At 71.0% G+C, this 14,283-nt stretch carries 14 protein-coding genes; 8 read left to right on the forward strand and 6 right to left on the reverse strand.

The window, feature by feature from the left end; all coding sequences use genetic code 11:
• The first annotated feature begins 100 nt into the window (after positions 1 to 100).
• From ACIBP6_RS05365 to ACIBP6_RS05375, 3 genes are read left to right on the forward strand one after another with little or no spacing between them, the layout of a single operon-like run.
• A complete protein-coding gene (locus tag ACIBP6_RS05365) occupies positions 101 to 1,012 on the forward strand; it encodes an ABC transporter ATP-binding protein (RefSeq protein WP_397048983.1) in 912 nt (303 codons plus the stop codon).
• A complete protein-coding gene (locus ACIBP6_RS05370) occupies positions 990 to 1,781 on the forward strand; it encodes an ABC transporter permease subunit (RefSeq protein WP_397048985.1) in 792 nt (263 codons plus the stop codon). The genes ACIBP6_RS05365 and ACIBP6_RS05370 overlap by 23 nt, the downstream gene beginning before the upstream one ends.
• On the forward strand, positions 1,781 to 2,815 hold the full coding sequence (locus ACIBP6_RS05375; RefSeq protein WP_397048987.1) for a PucR family transcriptional regulator: 1,035 nt from the start codon (positions 1,781 to 1,783) through the stop codon (positions 2,813 to 2,815). The genes ACIBP6_RS05370 and ACIBP6_RS05375 overlap by 1 nt, the downstream gene beginning before the upstream one ends.
• Here ACIBP6_RS05375 and ACIBP6_RS05380 read toward each other — a convergent pair.
• The 3 genes from ACIBP6_RS05380 to ACIBP6_RS05390 form a co-directional block, all read right to left on the reverse strand.
• Positions 2,802 to 3,425, reverse strand: coding sequence for a LysE family translocator (locus ACIBP6_RS05380; protein WP_397048989.1), 624 nt, complete (start codon positions 3,423 to 3,425; stop codon positions 2,802 to 2,804). The two genes, ACIBP6_RS05375 and ACIBP6_RS05380, sit on opposite strands and share 14 nt — an antisense overlap.
• Before the next feature lie 5 nt (positions 3,426 to 3,430).
• A complete protein-coding gene (locus tag ACIBP6_RS05385; protein ID WP_397048990.1) occupies positions 3,431 to 4,378 on the reverse strand; it encodes a quinone oxidoreductase family protein in 948 nt (315 codons plus the stop codon).
• 117 nt (positions 4,379 to 4,495) lie between these two features.
• Positions 4,496 to 5,179 (reverse strand): hemerythrin domain-containing protein, encoded by a 684-nt coding sequence (locus ACIBP6_RS05390; RefSeq protein WP_397048992.1) that lies wholly within the window; start codon positions 5,177 to 5,179, stop codon positions 4,496 to 4,498.
• A 60-nt stretch (positions 5,180 to 5,239) separates the two neighbouring features.
• On the opposite strand from ACIBP6_RS05390, the gene ACIBP6_RS05395 reads away from it, so the two are divergent.
• The gene (locus ACIBP6_RS05395; protein WP_397048994.1) at positions 5,240 to 5,881 is read left to right on the forward strand and encodes a TetR/AcrR family transcriptional regulator; all 642 of its coding nucleotides are present in this window, start codon (positions 5,240 to 5,242) and stop codon (positions 5,879 to 5,881) included.
• 324 nt (positions 5,882 to 6,205) lie between these two features.
• Here ACIBP6_RS05395 and ACIBP6_RS05400 read toward each other — a convergent pair whose 3' ends face one another.
• Positions 6,206 to 6,598 (reverse strand): ester cyclase, encoded by a 393-nt coding sequence (locus tag ACIBP6_RS05400; protein WP_397048996.1) that lies wholly within the window; start codon positions 6,596 to 6,598, stop codon positions 6,206 to 6,208.
• Positions 6,599 to 6,722: 124 nt separating this feature from the next.
• Here ACIBP6_RS05400 and ACIBP6_RS05405 point away from each other — a divergent pair, with 124 nt between their 5' ends.
• Complete coding sequence (locus ACIBP6_RS05405; protein ID WP_397048998.1) at positions 6,723 to 7,322, forward strand: TetR/AcrR family transcriptional regulator; 600 nt, start codon at positions 6,723 to 6,725, stop codon at positions 7,320 to 7,322.
• An 833-nt stretch (positions 7,323 to 8,155) separates the two neighbouring features.
• On the opposite strand, the gene ACIBP6_RS05410 is transcribed toward ACIBP6_RS05405, so the two are convergent.
• Both ACIBP6_RS05410 and ACIBP6_RS05415 read right to left on the reverse strand, forming a co-directional pair.
• Positions 8,156 to 9,040 carry a Vgb family protein gene (locus tag ACIBP6_RS05410; protein WP_449593762.1) on the reverse strand — a complete coding sequence of 295 codons (885 nt, stop codon included), beginning with the start codon at positions 9,038 to 9,040 and terminating at the stop codon, positions 8,156 to 8,158.
• The gene (locus tag ACIBP6_RS05415) at positions 9,037 to 9,471 is read right to left on the reverse strand and encodes an ATP-binding cassette domain-containing protein (RefSeq protein ID WP_397049000.1); all 435 of its coding nucleotides are present in this window, start codon (positions 9,469 to 9,471) and stop codon (positions 9,037 to 9,039) included. The genes ACIBP6_RS05410 and ACIBP6_RS05415 overlap by 4 nt, the downstream gene beginning before the upstream one ends.
• Positions 9,472 to 9,570: 99 nt before the next feature.
• On the opposite strand from ACIBP6_RS05415, the gene ACIBP6_RS05420 reads away from it, so the two are divergent.
• From ACIBP6_RS05420 to ACIBP6_RS05430, 3 genes are all read left to right on the forward strand, one after another.
• Positions 9,571 to 10,587 carry a hypothetical protein gene (locus tag ACIBP6_RS05420; RefSeq protein WP_397049002.1) on the forward strand — a complete coding sequence of 339 codons (1,017 nt, stop codon included), beginning with the start codon at positions 9,571 to 9,573 and terminating at the stop codon, positions 10,585 to 10,587.
• Between the two features lie 117 nt (positions 10,588 to 10,704).
• Complete coding sequence (locus ACIBP6_RS05425; protein ID WP_397049004.1) at positions 10,705 to 11,667, forward strand: hypothetical protein; 963 nt, start codon at positions 10,705 to 10,707, stop codon at positions 11,665 to 11,667.
• Entirely contained in the window at positions 11,664 to 13,823 is a 2,160-nt protein-coding gene (locus ACIBP6_RS05430; protein WP_397049006.1) for a hypothetical protein, read from the forward strand. Before ACIBP6_RS05425 ends, ACIBP6_RS05430 begins: the two co-directional genes overlap by 4 nt.
• Positions 13,824 to 14,283 lie beyond the last annotated feature (460 nt).

A 14,283-nucleotide genomic window follows, 5' to 3' on the forward strand; every position in this document is an offset into this window, starting at 1 on the left:
CGTAGGGCCTCACGCATTGCCGTGTCCCGGAAGCGAAGGGAACGGTCGATTGCCGGATTCACCTGGTGACGTGAGCCCGGCGGGGCGGGACGATGCCGCCATGACAGCAGTGGTGCAGGCCGAAGGGCTGACCAAGTATTACGGCAGGCGCCGGGGCCTTGAGGACCTCACGCTCGACATCCAGCCGGGCGAGATCTTCGGCTACCTCGGCCCGAACGGCGCCGGCAAGACCACCACGCTCCGGTTGCTGCTCGACGTGATCAGGCCCACCCGGGGCCTCGTCCGCGTCCTGGGCGGCGACCCGCGCGAGCCCGCCGTGCGCTCCCGGATCGGCTACCTGCCGGGCGAACTGGCGCTGGAGGGGCGCGAACGGGCCGGGGAGTACCTGCGTTTCCTCGGCCGCATCCGCGGCGGCGTGCCCGCCTCCCGTATCGACGAGCTGGCCGAGCGGTTCGAGGCGGACCTGTCGGTGCAGATGCGCAAGCTCTCCAAGGGCAACAAGCAGAAGATCGGGCTGATCCAGGCGTTCATGCACGAGCCGGAGTTCCTCATCCTGGACGAGCCGACCGGCGGGCTCGACCCGCTGGTGCAGCAGGAGTTCCTGGCGCTGCTGCGCGAGGTGCGCAAGTCCGGCCGCACCGTGCTCATGTCCTCCCACGTGCTCGCCGAGGTCGAGAACGTCTCCGACCGCGTCGGCATCGTCCGCGACGGCCGCCTGGTCGCCGTCGAGGACGTGGCGGCGCTGCGCGAGAAGGCCGTGCGCCGCATCGAGCTGCACTTCGACGCGCCCGTCCCGGCCGCCGACTTCCAGGACCTGCCCGGCGTACGCGACCTGCGGGTGGAGGGCGGCAGCGTGCGGTGCACGATCGACGGCCGCCCGGACGCGCTCGTCAAGGCGGCGGCCCGCCACACCGTGGTGCACATCGTGAGCGCGGAGCCGGACCTCGAGGAGATCTTCCTGACCTACTACAGCGACGAGGAGCAGCACGATGATCGCCAAGAGTCTGCGTGACAATCGCCGGGCGGTCGCCTGGTGGACCGTCGGCCTCTGCGCCTTCCTGGCGATCTACATGAGCGTGTACGGCTCCGTGCAGCAGAACCCCGAGACGTACGGCCCCATGGCGATGAACAAGTTCCCCGGCCCGCTCAAGGACCTCATGGGCGGGTTCGAGGACTTCCTGAGCGGCGCCGGCTATCTGCAGACGGTCGTCTACCAGCTGTTCGTGCCGATGCTCTTCATCGTCTGCGCCACACTGCTGGCCAACCGGGCCATCGCCCAGCCGGAGGAGTCGGGCACGCTGGAGCTGGTCGTCACGCTGCCGGTGGACCGGCGGCGGCTCGTCATGGAGCGGTGGGCGGCGCTGGCGCTGTCGCTGCTCGCCGTGGCCTGCGTGACGCTGGCCGCCGCGTGGGCGATCAGCGTCGCCGTCGACATGGGCGTGCCGTTCGACCGGCTCGCGGCCGCGCACATGGGGGCGTTCCTGCTCGCCCTGCTGTACGGCACCGTCGCGCTGACCGTCGGCGCCGCCACCGGGCGGAGGATGCTCGCCTCGGCCGTCGTCGGCGTCTGGGTCGTGGCCGGCTACGTGGTCGTCACCATCGGCCGCAGTGTCGACGCCATCGCGTGGCTGAAGTGGGTCTCCCCGTTCCACTACTACGCCGAGGGCAGGCCGCTGTACGAGGGGCTGCCCGTCGGGAACTACCTTGTCCTGCTGGGGGCGACGGCCGTGCTCGCGCTCACCGCGGTGCTCGCCTTCGACAGGCGTGACGTAGGAGTCTGATGGCGATCTCCGATGTGCCCTCCGATGTGCCCTCCGACCTGCTCGGGGGGCATCGGCAGGTGCTGGCCGGTTGCGCCGCGACCGGCCGCTTACCCGACCGCGCGACGGTGGAGGCCTACCGTACGGCCGGCACCCGCGCCGCCGAGCTCGGCGTCCCGCTGCGGGCCCTGGTCGACGCGGCCCTCGCCGCCGGGGAGGGCCTGCCGTCCGTGCTCCCGGCGCTGCGCAGGCTCGTCTCCGCGCTGATGGACGGCTACGAGCGGGCCCAGCTCGCCGCCATCCGCCAGGAGGAGAGCGCCCGCAGGGAGTTCGTGGACGACCTGCTCCAGGGCCGGGCCGAACGCCTCGCCGAACGGGCCGAGCACTTCGGGCTGCGCCTGGCCGAGTCGTACGTGGTGGCCGTGGCGCGCGGGTCGCGCGACGGCGAGCAGGACCGGATCGAGCGGGACCTGATCGCCCGGTTCGGCTCCCACAACGTCCTGGTCGCCGTGCGCGACCGGCTGCTGGTGTGCGTCGCCCCCGCGACGCTGTCCGCCGCCGTGGGGGAGTTCACCCATCACGTACGCGCCCGCTTCGCGCCCGGCTGGCGGGTCGGCGTGGGGCGGGCGCACCGGGGGCCGGGCGGCGTGGTGGCCTCCTACCGGGAGGCGGCGCAGGCCCTGGAGCTGGCCGACGGGCTCGGGCTCACGCTGGACGTGGTCAAGGCCGCCGACCTGCTCGTCTTCCCCGTGCTGCTGCGGGACAGGGGCGCCATCGAAGACCTCGTGACCAGCGTGCTGAACCCGTTGCTCGGCGCCCGCGGCGGGCACGAGCCGCTGCTGGAGACCCTGGAGGCCATCTTCGCCTCGCACGGCAACCAGGCGGCCGCGGCCCGGCGGCTGGGGCTGAGCGTGCGGGCGGTGACGTACCGGCTGGAACGGATCCGGCGCCTGACCGGCTTCTCCCCGGACGACCCGACGCAGCGCTTCACCCTGGAGACCGCCGTCCTCGGCGCCCGCCTGCTGGGCTGGCCCAAGGGCTTCACGTCTCACTGACGGCGAGGCGGACGCCGAAGCCCACGATCACCACGCCGGTGAGCCGGTCGAGGAACCGCCGCACGCGCGGCGAGCGCAGGAACCCGCTCATCCACGACGCGAACAGGATCAGCAGCGCGCTCCACAGCACCCCCTCGGCCGCGTGCACCCCCGCCAGCGCCAGCCCCATCAGCGCGTGCGGCGCCCCCTCGGGGATGAACTGCGGCAACATCGCCACATAGAACGCCCCCACCTTGGGGTTGAGCAGGTTCGTCAGCAGCCCGCGCCGCAGCCCCGCGCCGAAGCGCAGCTCCTCGTGCTCCGGCTCGTCGTGGCCGGGCCGGGGCCGTACGGCCAGCATGCGCAGCCCCATCCACACCAGGTACGCCGCCCCCGCCCAGCGCAGCACGTCGTACGCCGTCGCGGAGGCGGCCAGCAACGCCGACAGGCCGGCCGCGGTGAGCAGGCCCCAGGTGAGCGTGCCGAGCTGGATGCCCAGCGTCACTCCCCAGGCCGGACGCCGGCCGGCCAGCAGCGACGTCCGCAGGACCAGGGCCGTGTCGAGGCCGGGCGTCACCGTCAGCAGCGCCACCACGGCGGCGAACGACCATATTGATCCTGCTATGTCCATGGACGTCAGGGTATGAGGAGGAGTTTCCCTGTCGTCCGGCGGCCCGCCAGGTCTTCGTGCGCCCGCCCGGCCTCGGCCAGCGGGTAGCGGTGGGAGACGGAGATCCGCAGCCGGCCCGCGGCGATCCAGCCGAACAGGTCGGAGGCCCGCCGGAGCAGCTCCTCGCGGTCGGCGATGTGGTGGATCAGCGTGGGCCTGGTCAGGAAGAGCGAGCCCTGCCGGTTGAGGATCTGCGGGTCCACCGGCGGGACGGGGCCGCTGGCGGCGCCGTACAGGGCCATGAGGCCGCGCGGGCGCAGCACCTCCAGACCGCCGTCGAACGTGGTCTTGCCGACGCCGTCGTAGACCACGTCGATCGAGCGGCGCAGCGGCTCGACGAAGTCGTCGTAACGCAGCACCTCGTCGGCGCCGGCCGCACGGGCGAGCTTCTCCTTCTCGCTCGTGGAGACCGTGGTGTACACCTTGGCGCCCTTGAGCTTGGCGAGCTGGATGAGCAGCTGGCCCATGCCGCCGGCGCCGGCGTGGATCAGCACCCGGTCGCCCTCGCGTACCTCGTGGGTGGAGTGGGTGAGGTAGTGGGCGGTCATGCCCTGCAGCATCGCCGCCGCCGCCACCTCGGCGGACACGCCCTCCGGCACCGGCACCACCCGATCGGCGGGCGCCACCGCCTTCTCGGCGTAACTGCCGATCACGTTGGCCCACGCGACGGTGTCGCCCACGGCGACGCCCTCGACCCCGGGACCGACGGCGGACACCGTCCCCGCGCCCTCGGACCCGATGGAGGAGGGCAGGTCGAGCGCGTACGCGCCGGAGCGATGGTAGATGTCGATGAAGTTCACCCCGCTGGCGGCGACGTCGATCACGACCTCCCCGTCCCCCGGCACCGGATCGGGACGCTCAACGTATTCAAGAACCTCTGGCCCGCCCTGGGCGGAAAGAATGATGGCACGCATACCTACAGTCAACCCCGCCCAACCCGCCACCCACCACACCCAACCCACCACCTGACGGCCCCGCCCACGCGGTCACCCGGCTACAACCCGCCTCCAGCGCCGGTGTTCGCCGCCCGGCTAAGCGGCGACGGCTCGGCGGACGGCGGCCGTGCGGGCGGCGTACACGCGCTTGCCGAACAGGCGCCACAGCACGCGGGCCGGCGGCGGCATCGAGTGCAGGAACCACGCCTGCTCGCGTTCGGTGGCGTCCTCCAGGACCACCCCGGCGAGCAGCAGCTTCGCCGTCAGGCCGGCGGGCCCGTTCGCCAGGGCGGCGTGCTGGGGCGCGAGCCACTCGGGCACGGTCAGGTGCTCGTGGACGAGCGGCAGGACGGCGCGTTCCTCAAGGTCGAGATGCTCCTCCAGCGCCACCCGCAACCGGCGCAGGCAGTCGGCCAAGCGGTCACGGGTCTGCGTGTCGGCGCCGCGCGACCAGGCCGGGAGGTCCTCCTGGAGCGCGGCGATCAGCTCGGCGACGACGTGGTGCTGCGCCTCCATCGTCTCCACCAGCGGCTTCTCCAGAGGCACCCGCTGACGCAGCAACGGCCACACCAACGTGTCCTCGCTCTCGTGGTGCTCGTGGAGCATGCCGAGCACGAGCGTCGCGTGGCGGGCGAGCTCGCCAGCGCGCTTCGTGTCATGCCCGGCCACCTGGGACACCAGCACGGGCAACAGCCGGAACTCCCGGCGCAGCGCCTTGTGGATGACCTTCATCTGGGCGGTCTCAGGCTTGTCCGGAGGTGCGGCGGGATCGATCAGCACGCTGAACCCCTATCCGTAGGAATGAGCTTACTTTCAATGGAGGGATGTTAATCTGAAAGTGTGGCACGCCGTCCGTACGTCTCAAGAGTCAGGGTCCAGGCCGCGCAGGAGACCCGCGCGGCCATCCTCGACGCGGCCCGCACCCTCTTCGCCGAGCAGGGCTACGCCCGCACGAGCGTCGCCGCCGTCGCCGGGCGGGCCGGCGTGGCCGTCAACACCGTGTACACCAGCGTCGGCGGCAAGCCCGCGCTGATCCGCGCCCTCGGCGAGGACGGTGCCGCCGACGAGGTCACCCGCGAGGTGCTCGACCAGGTGTCCCGGCTCACCGACGGCCGCGAGATCCTGCGCGTCACCGCACACGGCACGGGCGAGGTGACCCGCCGCCAGGCCACCACCCTGAAGGTGCTGCTCGACAACCGCACGTCCGACCCGGCGGTCGACGACGCCGCCGCACTGGCCGTCCACCGCTACCGCGCGAGCCTCGGCCGCATCGCCGCCCGGCTGGCCGACCTCGCCGTCCTCCGCGACGACATCGACCGCGCCCGCGCCGAGGAGATCCTCTGGTTCTACTTCGGCACGTCCGCCTGGAACGCCGTACGTGAACTGGGCTGGTCATGGGAGACCGCCGCCGACTGGCTCACCACCCAATCCTCCTCCGCCCTGCTCGAACCACCGCCGCACCGACCCCCGTCCCCTTCGTAGACACGGACGAGGGCCCACCACCCCGACCGCCATCGCCTGCCGTCCCAGCGCCGGCGTAACCAACCGTCCAGTACGGCCCGATCTCGGCGGAAAAGGTGTGATCGCCCCGCCCTCGACCAGTGCCTCCCTGGGCCCGGCATCGGCGCCCCAATCTCTTGTCAGCAGGCTCCTACTTGCCACAGATGGCCGGCTACAAAGTCACCCAGACAAAACCGGCCGCCGCAGGAACCGATGAACAGCTGGCCGACCAGGACGGCCTACGACGATTACTGACCGCCCGGAGAGGCTCTGCTGGTCGGTGGATCGGGCAGAGCCTCTCGGTGGTCATGCGGCCAGCTGCCGGAGCATCTCGACCGAGTCGTGCAGGTTCGTCATCTGGACGAATCGGCCGTCACGGACCTTGTAGATGGCGTACTCGACGATCTTGAACGAGGCGCCGGAGGCTGGGACGCCGAGCCACTCCTTCACCGGGGTGCCGGTGTTGATGGCGCGCACGGCGATGCCGTCCCGGTCGAACACCAGCTCGTCGACCTCCCAGTGAATGTCCGGAACGGCGTCGGCGATCCCCTTCAGGACCGTGACGACGTCGTCGCGGGTGCCGGGCCGGCCGCCGAGCAGCACCTGGTCGTCGATGAACTCGTTCATGCGGTCGAACTCGTGGGCGTTGAGCGCCTCGGCGTAGCGCATGTACCAGTCACGCAGATCACTCCCGGTCATGGTGTTCCTCTTTCTCCTGTGCCGTAAGAGCGGCTCTGAAATGGTGAAACTTCTGCACCGATCGATGCAGAATGCGACAGTAGCAGTTCGGCACCGATCGGTGTCAAAGTTGTAGGATGTTGCGGTGCACACGTCACAGATCGGCCGCCCACGGGCATTCGACGCCGAGGCGGCGCTCGAGAAGGCGATGATGGTCTTCTGGGCGCAGGGTTACGAAGGTGCCAGCCTCACCGACCTGACCGAGGCCATGGGTATCTCCCGCAAGAGCCTGTACGCGGCCTACGGCAACAAGGAAGATCTGTTCCGCAAGGCGTTGCAGCGCTACGCGGAAGGGCCCGGGGCCTACGTCACCGAGGCGCTGCGGGCACCCACCGCCCGCGAGGTCGCCATGGCCTTCCTCGCCGGCTCGGCCCGCGCCAACACGCTGCCCGGATTCCCCGCCGGCTGCCTCGGTGTCCAGGGCGCACTGGCCGCCGGCGAGACCGGACGAGTCGCCCGCGACACCCTGGCCGAGTGGCGTGCCCACGGCCAGGCGCTGCTCCGCGACCGGTTCCGGCAGGCCGTCCAGGTGGGCGACCTGCCCGCCGACGCTGACCCGGAAAAGATCGCCCGCTACGTCATGACGATCGCGAACGGCGTGGCCGTACAGGCAGCCGGCGGCGCGACATGTGAGGACCTGCAAGAGGTGGCCGACGCAGCCTTGCAGAACTGGCCACCGGCCTGACGACGCGGACCCTTGGCATGAGCCTGCCCGCGCGGCTCGGCTCTCGCGTAACTGTTCAGTCGAGAGAGTTCTGCGAAAGCCCGGAGACCGGCGCATTTCCACTGGCAAGGCTCGTAAAACGTCTCTCAGAACTCCAGCATTGTGCGAGACGCTTCTGGGAGCCTGCTGGCCGTGGATGTGGTCGCCGCCGGGACCAGGGAGGTCCTGGTCGAGGGTGTCGTTGAGTGATGCGCCACCCACCAGGAGCGGGCTCCTGGTGGGTGGGGTGTTGTCTACGCATCTCTCGGCGGGCAGGAGCCCGTGGTTGTCTGTTTACACGTTCGCGTCCGTGGGCGCCTGTGGTTGTGCTTCACCGGAGTGCCGACGTCATGGCCGCGGGCCGTCATTTCCGTGCCGAGTGGGCGGTGTTGGAAGGTGAGGCCCGGTGGTGATGGCCGGGCTGGTCGCGGCCATGGGCAGGCCGATAGCCCATGACCTGCGGCGGTGCTGGACGCGATCAACTGCGTGACCAGGTATCGAGTGGCGGGCTCCGCCGGTCGGCTTTCCTCCACACGAGGCGGTGCAGGGGTTCTTCCTGCGGGGGTCCCGGCGTGGTCTGCCCGAACGGCTTGCGGTTACGCGGCCGTCTGCGGGTCATGGACGTGATCGCGTGGGATGGTCCGCTGTCAGGCGGAACGGATGGTTTGATCGCGTGGGATGGTCCGCTGTCAGGCGACGGCTTGCGCGATTGCGCGGGAGGGGCGGGTGTCGGTGGAGACGGCGTGGGTGGCCGGGGGACGGTGTGGTGTCTTCGCGGGGGCTGAGTGATCGTCGCGGATGGCCTGGACGGGCGGTCAGGAGATGCGGGCGAGGGCACCGGCTTCGAGGGCTACCCAGATTGCTCCGTCGGGGCCGACGGTGAGGCCGTGCGGCTCGGGGTTGCGTGGCGCGGTGGTGTCGTTCTCCTGGGGTGGCCAGGGGATGGGGTGTTCGTCGATCGTGCCGGAGGGCGTGATGCGGCCCAGGCGGCCGGTGCCCCACTCCGTGAACCAGAGGGCGTCGTCGGGGCCGGTGATGATGGCGTGGGGACGGGCGGCCCGGTCGGGGAGCGGAAACTCGGTGATCCTGCCTGACACGTCGATCCGCCCGACCTGCCCCGCGCCGATCTCGACGAACCACAGCGCGTCGTCGGGACCCAGCGTGATGCCCACCGGAGCGGCCCCCACCGTGGGCAGCGGATGAACGGTCACCTGGCCCGCCGGCGACACCCGCCCGATGGCGTCGCCCTGGTTGATCGTGAACCAGAGCGCGCCGTCGGGACCGGACGTGACGAAGGCGGGCATGCCACCCTCCACCGGCACCGCGAACTCGGTCAGGGCCCCGTCGTCCCCGATGCGTCCGATCCTCCCGGGCCGCATCTCGGCGAACCACATGGCGCCGTCGGGGCCCGCCGTGATCCCGTACGGACTGGCGGCCGCATAGGACGTCACCTGCCCGTCGGCGGTGATGCGGCAGACCCGGTCACCCTTCCCCTCGGTGAACCACATCGCCCCGTCAGGCCCCGGCGCGATCACCGTCGGCTGCCCGTCGGCCGGATCGAGCTGGTGGATGACCGGGTCGCCGCCGGGCACCAACCGGCCGACGCGCCCCTCGTGGACGAGCGTGAACCAGAGCGCCCCGTCGGGCCCCGCGGCGATGCCGTACGGCGCGCCCGCCTCGATCATGGTCAGAGCGGTCAAGAGATGCGTCCCCCTGTCAGCGTGATCACGGTGCCGCGGAAGCGGCGGACGAGGGCGCGGTCGTGCGACACGACGACGAGCGCGCCCCGGTAGTCGTCGAGCGCCCGCTCCAGCTCCTCGGCCAGCACGGGCGAAAGGTGGTTGGTGGGCTCGTCGAGCAGCAGCAGGTCGTGCGCCCCCGCCAGCAGGCGGGCCAGCGCCAGCCGGCGTCGCTGCCCGACCGAGAGCGTGCCCACCCGCTGGTCGAGCGCGGAGGCACGGAACAGGCCGGTGCGCAGCAGCGCGGCGCGGCGCTCGTCGGGGTGACCGTGGCCGCCGTACGCCTGCAGGACCGTCAGGCCGGGATCGAACGTGACCTCCTGGGCCAGGTAGCCGACCTCGGTGTCGCGGGCGTGCTCCGCGATGGCGCGCAGGAGCGTGGTCTTGCCCATACTGCCCAAAAGACACACCTAACACAATCGGCCCCAAGCCGGGTGCTGGAACACCTGCTCAGGGCCTTGACCCCCGCCTGCGACACCAGGAGAGGACCCATGACCATTAGTAGCATCCCGGAGCCGGAAGACGTATCCGCGCTGATCAGCGGGGCCGAGGCGCTCCTGGCGGCCAATGCGCCGGTCGAGCAGCCCACCCCGTCAGCTGCCGTCACCGGCGAGACCAAGCGCGTGCGCCAGCTCCGGGCCGAGGTTGCCGAGGCCAAGCTGCTGGCCGAGCTGCAGGACGACGACACCCCGCTGCACCTGGACACGCCCAAGGTGCGCAAGCGCCGCCGGGCCGCCTACGAGGCGGCGCGGCTTCACGAGTTGGCCCAGGACCCGATGATGCGCGCCTGGCAGGCCTCCCGGATGCGCAAGCTCCTGGTCACCGTGGCCATGGTGTCGCTGACGCTCGCGCTGGCCTGGTCGACGGCCGGTGTCCAGGTGTTCGCCGCCGAGGGTGCTCCGGCCTGGTCGCCGTCGTGGGTCTTCGCCTGGCTGGTCGAGCCGTTCATGAGCATGGCCCTGCTCGTCGTCGTCGGCGCCCGCGCCTACATGGCCACCCACGGCCAGCCCATCACGAGCAAGACGCTCACGCGGATCGAGTGCCTGTTCCTGGGCCTCACCCTGGGCATGAACGCCTGGCGCCACCTGCCCGGTGTGGCCGCCGACTTCTCCCTGTCGGCTCTGGTCCTCCACATCCTCGGGCCCATCGTGGCCGTGGCCATCGTGACCGCCCTGCCGATCATCCTCGCCGCGTTCACCGGCCTGGACCACGGCGCCCCCAAGGCTGCCCCTGCCCCCTCCCCGGCGACCCACCGGACCCCCTCCCCCAAGGTCTCCCGGACGGTCTCCCCCTCCACCTCTCTCAAGGCGTCTGACCAGCAGTCGGATAGGCGTCCGAAGACCCGGACGGCTACCCCTCCGCGTGGCCGCTCCCTGGGCGATCACCGGACGGAGCTGACGCTCCTGATCGCGAACGGCGCCCTTCCGGCGAAGCCGTCGGCGGAGGCCATCCGGAAGGCACTCGGCTGCAGCCGTGATGCCGCCAAGATCCTCCGCGACGAGCGCTAAGCCTCACGCCCCGGCCCCACAAGGGCCTGACGAAGCCACAGAGACAGTACGACCCCGGTCGGTGCGCCAACACCGGCCCGGGGTCTAGGGCCACCCCTGCACTACCAGGAGCGAACCTTGCCCAACCGTACCCCGGGGATCCGCCGGGCCGAACTCCCCACGGATCACTTCACGACGATCAGTAACAGGTGGGTCCGTGACAAGCGGCTCACCTGGAAGGCGCGCGGCGTCCTCGCCTGGCTGGCCTCCCACAAGATTGGCTTCCGCATCTCGGAGAAGGCCCTGATCGCTGCCGCGCCGGACGGGCGTGACGCCGTACGCGGCGCTCTCAAGGAGTTGGAGCGGCACGGCTACCTCATCCGGGAGCGCCAGCGTGCGGCCAGCGGCAAGCTCGGCGGCACCGACTACATCCTGTGCGACCCCTGGACGGCCGGAAACCAGCAGGTCAGCGCCAACGACGGATTTTCCGTCCCTGGCGGTACCTCTACCCCCGCGCCTATGCCGGAAATTCCGTCGCAGGTCATGACCAGCGGAAACGAGGTCGCCACCCAGGCCGCACCTGCGACGGATATCCCGTCGCAGGACGTGACCGGTGGGAACGAGGCATCCCCGCAGGTCAGCACCAACGACGGATTTTCCACCCTCTTTAAGAAGAACAACAACCAGAAGAACACCAAGAAGACCAATGATCACCTTCTCGCCGTAGGCGAGCGCACGGTCCGTACCGCGCGAGGCGCCGCGCAGACGCCTTCGGCGACTCAGGAAGATCTTTCTCGGCTGGCTGGCGACGTGCTCGGTCAGATGCCGGACCACTACCGGACGGCCCCGGCCTGGCTGCGCTCCCGGATGCTCAAGCGGATCTCCGAGGCCCTTGCTGTGCACGAGCCCCTGGCCCTCGTCGCCTACGCCCACAAGTTCGCCTCCGACCCGAACTTCGGCGACTACGAACACCTGCGCCGGTTCGCCGACGTGCTCCGGAAGCTGGACGCCGATGTTGCCGACGGCACCGTTTGTCCCCGCTGCGGTCGTGACCCCCTGCACACCTTCTGCTCCGCCGACGTCGAGGGAGGCACCCGATGAGCGCCGATGCCGTAGAGATGCCCCTGAGCGGCCCTGAGGGCGCTCCTCGGCCCGCTTCCGTGGCCAAGTCGATCAAGGACACCTCCGAGGCGGACAAGGCCGCTCAGAGCCACATCAGCGCCGGTCGGCCGCTGTCCCCGGACGACGCGGGGGCCCTGCGGTACGCCGTGAGCATCGTCGGGCGCGGGGCCCTTCGGACGCCGCTGAACACCTGGGAGCGTGTGTGGGACTGGGCCAAGCTCGCCCACCTGCGTGAGGGCGGCACCCACCGGGGCCCGGTCGCCGAGCGACACGCTGCGACGTACGCGAAGCTGCAGCAGGACCGGGCCCGCCGTGCCGGGGCCGTGGCCAAGGTGGCCGCCTGGCCGTGGACGACCCGCGCCAAGGTCGGGAAGGTGCCCGTGGCGCTCGTGACCTGGGCCGTCACCGCAGGCGAGGGGGTGTATGCGGCTGAGCCGGCGAACCCGCTCCTGGCCACCATCCTCGGCGGGTTCAACAGCCTGCTGGTCGACGCGGTCACCGCCGTTGTCCACCTGGCCAGCCCTGCCGCTCTGCCTGCTGCTGGCCTGGCTGGGCTCGCTGCGGTCGGCGGGAGCATCCGGCGCGAGCACGACCGGCGCCGCGCGCAGCTCCGTACCAGGGCCGGGGCCGAGGTCGGCCTGCGCGAGGACGGGGAGTTGCTCGCGCCCATCCCGATCGCGGACTGCTCACACCCGAACGCCGCCATGGAGGCCGTGCGCCGGGCTCTGGCCATCGAGCGGATCAACGTCCGGCCGCTCACGGCCACCGCTACGCCGTGGGGGTGGGAAGTCGTCGTGCAGATGCGCAAGGGCCAGCCGGGCGACATCACCCGCGGGGCGGCCGACCTGGAAACGCTCCTGGACGTGCGCGAGGCTGGAGTCCTGGTCACCCCGCACCGGGACCGGCGGGCCAGGGTGACTCTGCGGGTGATCGAGTCCGACCCGTGGGCGGACATGCCGTCGGCGGCCGACTACGCGGGCCAGAGCAGGACCGTGCTGGACCCGATTTGGCTCGGCCAGCGGCTCGACGGCGCCCAGGTCAGTACCGCGTTCGCCAGCAAGCACAGCCTCATCCTGGCCGCGTCCGGCGGCGGTAAGTCGATCCTGCTGCGGGCAATCGTTGACGGCCTCGGCGCGGCCTCCGACGTGCACCTGTGGGACCTGGATCCCTCGGGCGTCGGCCAGGCGCCACAGGCGGCCGTCATGGGCAGGGTGGCCCTGGACCCGAAGGACTGTGAGAACGCGCTGACGGACGCCGTGGCCATCGCCGTGGCGCGTACGCGGCTGCTGCGCAAGCTGGGCATGGGCGACTCGTGGCAGGCGACGCCGGAGCGCCCGGCCCTGGCCGTCATCGTGGACGAGTACCCGCGCCTGACTCCGGCCGGTCGTGACGCGGCGGTCTCCCTGCTGCGGATCGGCCGGAAGGCGGCCGTGTTCCTCATCTTCGCCAGCCAGGACGCCAAGAAGGACACCCTCGGCGACTCCATCGCGGGCCAGGTGGCGTTCCGCGCGGCCGGGCCCGGTCTGCAGGACTGGCAGGCCGATCTCCTGTTCGGTGCGGGCGCCAGGGCGCGTGGCTGGGATCCGGGCAGGTACCAGCCCGCCACGTCGGCCGACTCCCCGAACGACGCCGGGACGTTCTACGTGGCCGGTGCCGGGGAGGACATGGCCCTGCCCATGAAGGTCGGTTACATGGCGGGCGCCGTGGCGCAGGCCCGCGCCGAGCGGTACGCGGCCCTCGGCCGGTGCCCTCTGCTGGACACCGAGACGCTGACGGCCGCAGACCTGGACGCGGCGGGTGTGTACGTGCGCACCGACGGCGAGGGCGCGGGAATGTCTCCTGTGGTCACGCTGGCGCCGGTCGAGGAGGAGTCGGTTCCTGACGAGGCCCTGGCGCTGCTGGAGGCCATCGCCGCTGACGTCCAGTCCTGGGGCACGGAATGGGTGCCCGCCGCCGAGCTGGCCGCCATGGCTGCGACCCGCATGGGCTGGGCGCCGGGCAAGACGGCCGAGATGCGTACGGCCGCGCTGCTCGACGCTGCTGGGATCCCGTCGCGGCGCCGGTCGACGGGCATGGTTCGGCCTCGCGCTGCGCTCCTGGCCGCCGCTCGACGGGGGCTGGACGCCACGGCGTAGCCGTACGCAGCGTGACGACCGAAGGGTCTGCACGGGGTCTACACCGTGGTGACCGATGCAGACCCCGTGCAGACCTCCGGTGCAGACCACATATCCAGCCAAAACGGCCTCGAAGGTAAAGCCGCAGAACAAATTTCGCCAGGGGGTAGTCCAAGCCCTTGACCTGCGAAAACGATCAGCGACTCCTCCACCACCTGCCAGCCGCAAGGCACACCGTATTCGTTGCGCTCTGTGATCACGCGGTGGTCCCGTCAACCCCTGGAAAGGACTCTTCATGGAGCTGCTCTTCACGCTCGTGGTCGTCGCCCTGGTGATCGCCTACATCTCCCGCAGACGGAATCCCCTCATGAAGTGCCCGACGTGCAAGGGGAGTGGCGTGCTTCCTTCGAGCGTGTGGTCCAAGCGGTACCGGCCCTGTCCTCGGTGTGGCAGGAAAGGCGAGATCAGCACCTGGTGATTG

This window comes from Nonomuraea terrae (assembly GCF_044465245.1).
Lineage (GTDB): Bacteria > Actinomycetota > Actinomycetes > Streptosporangiales > Streptosporangiaceae > Nonomuraea > Nonomuraea terrae.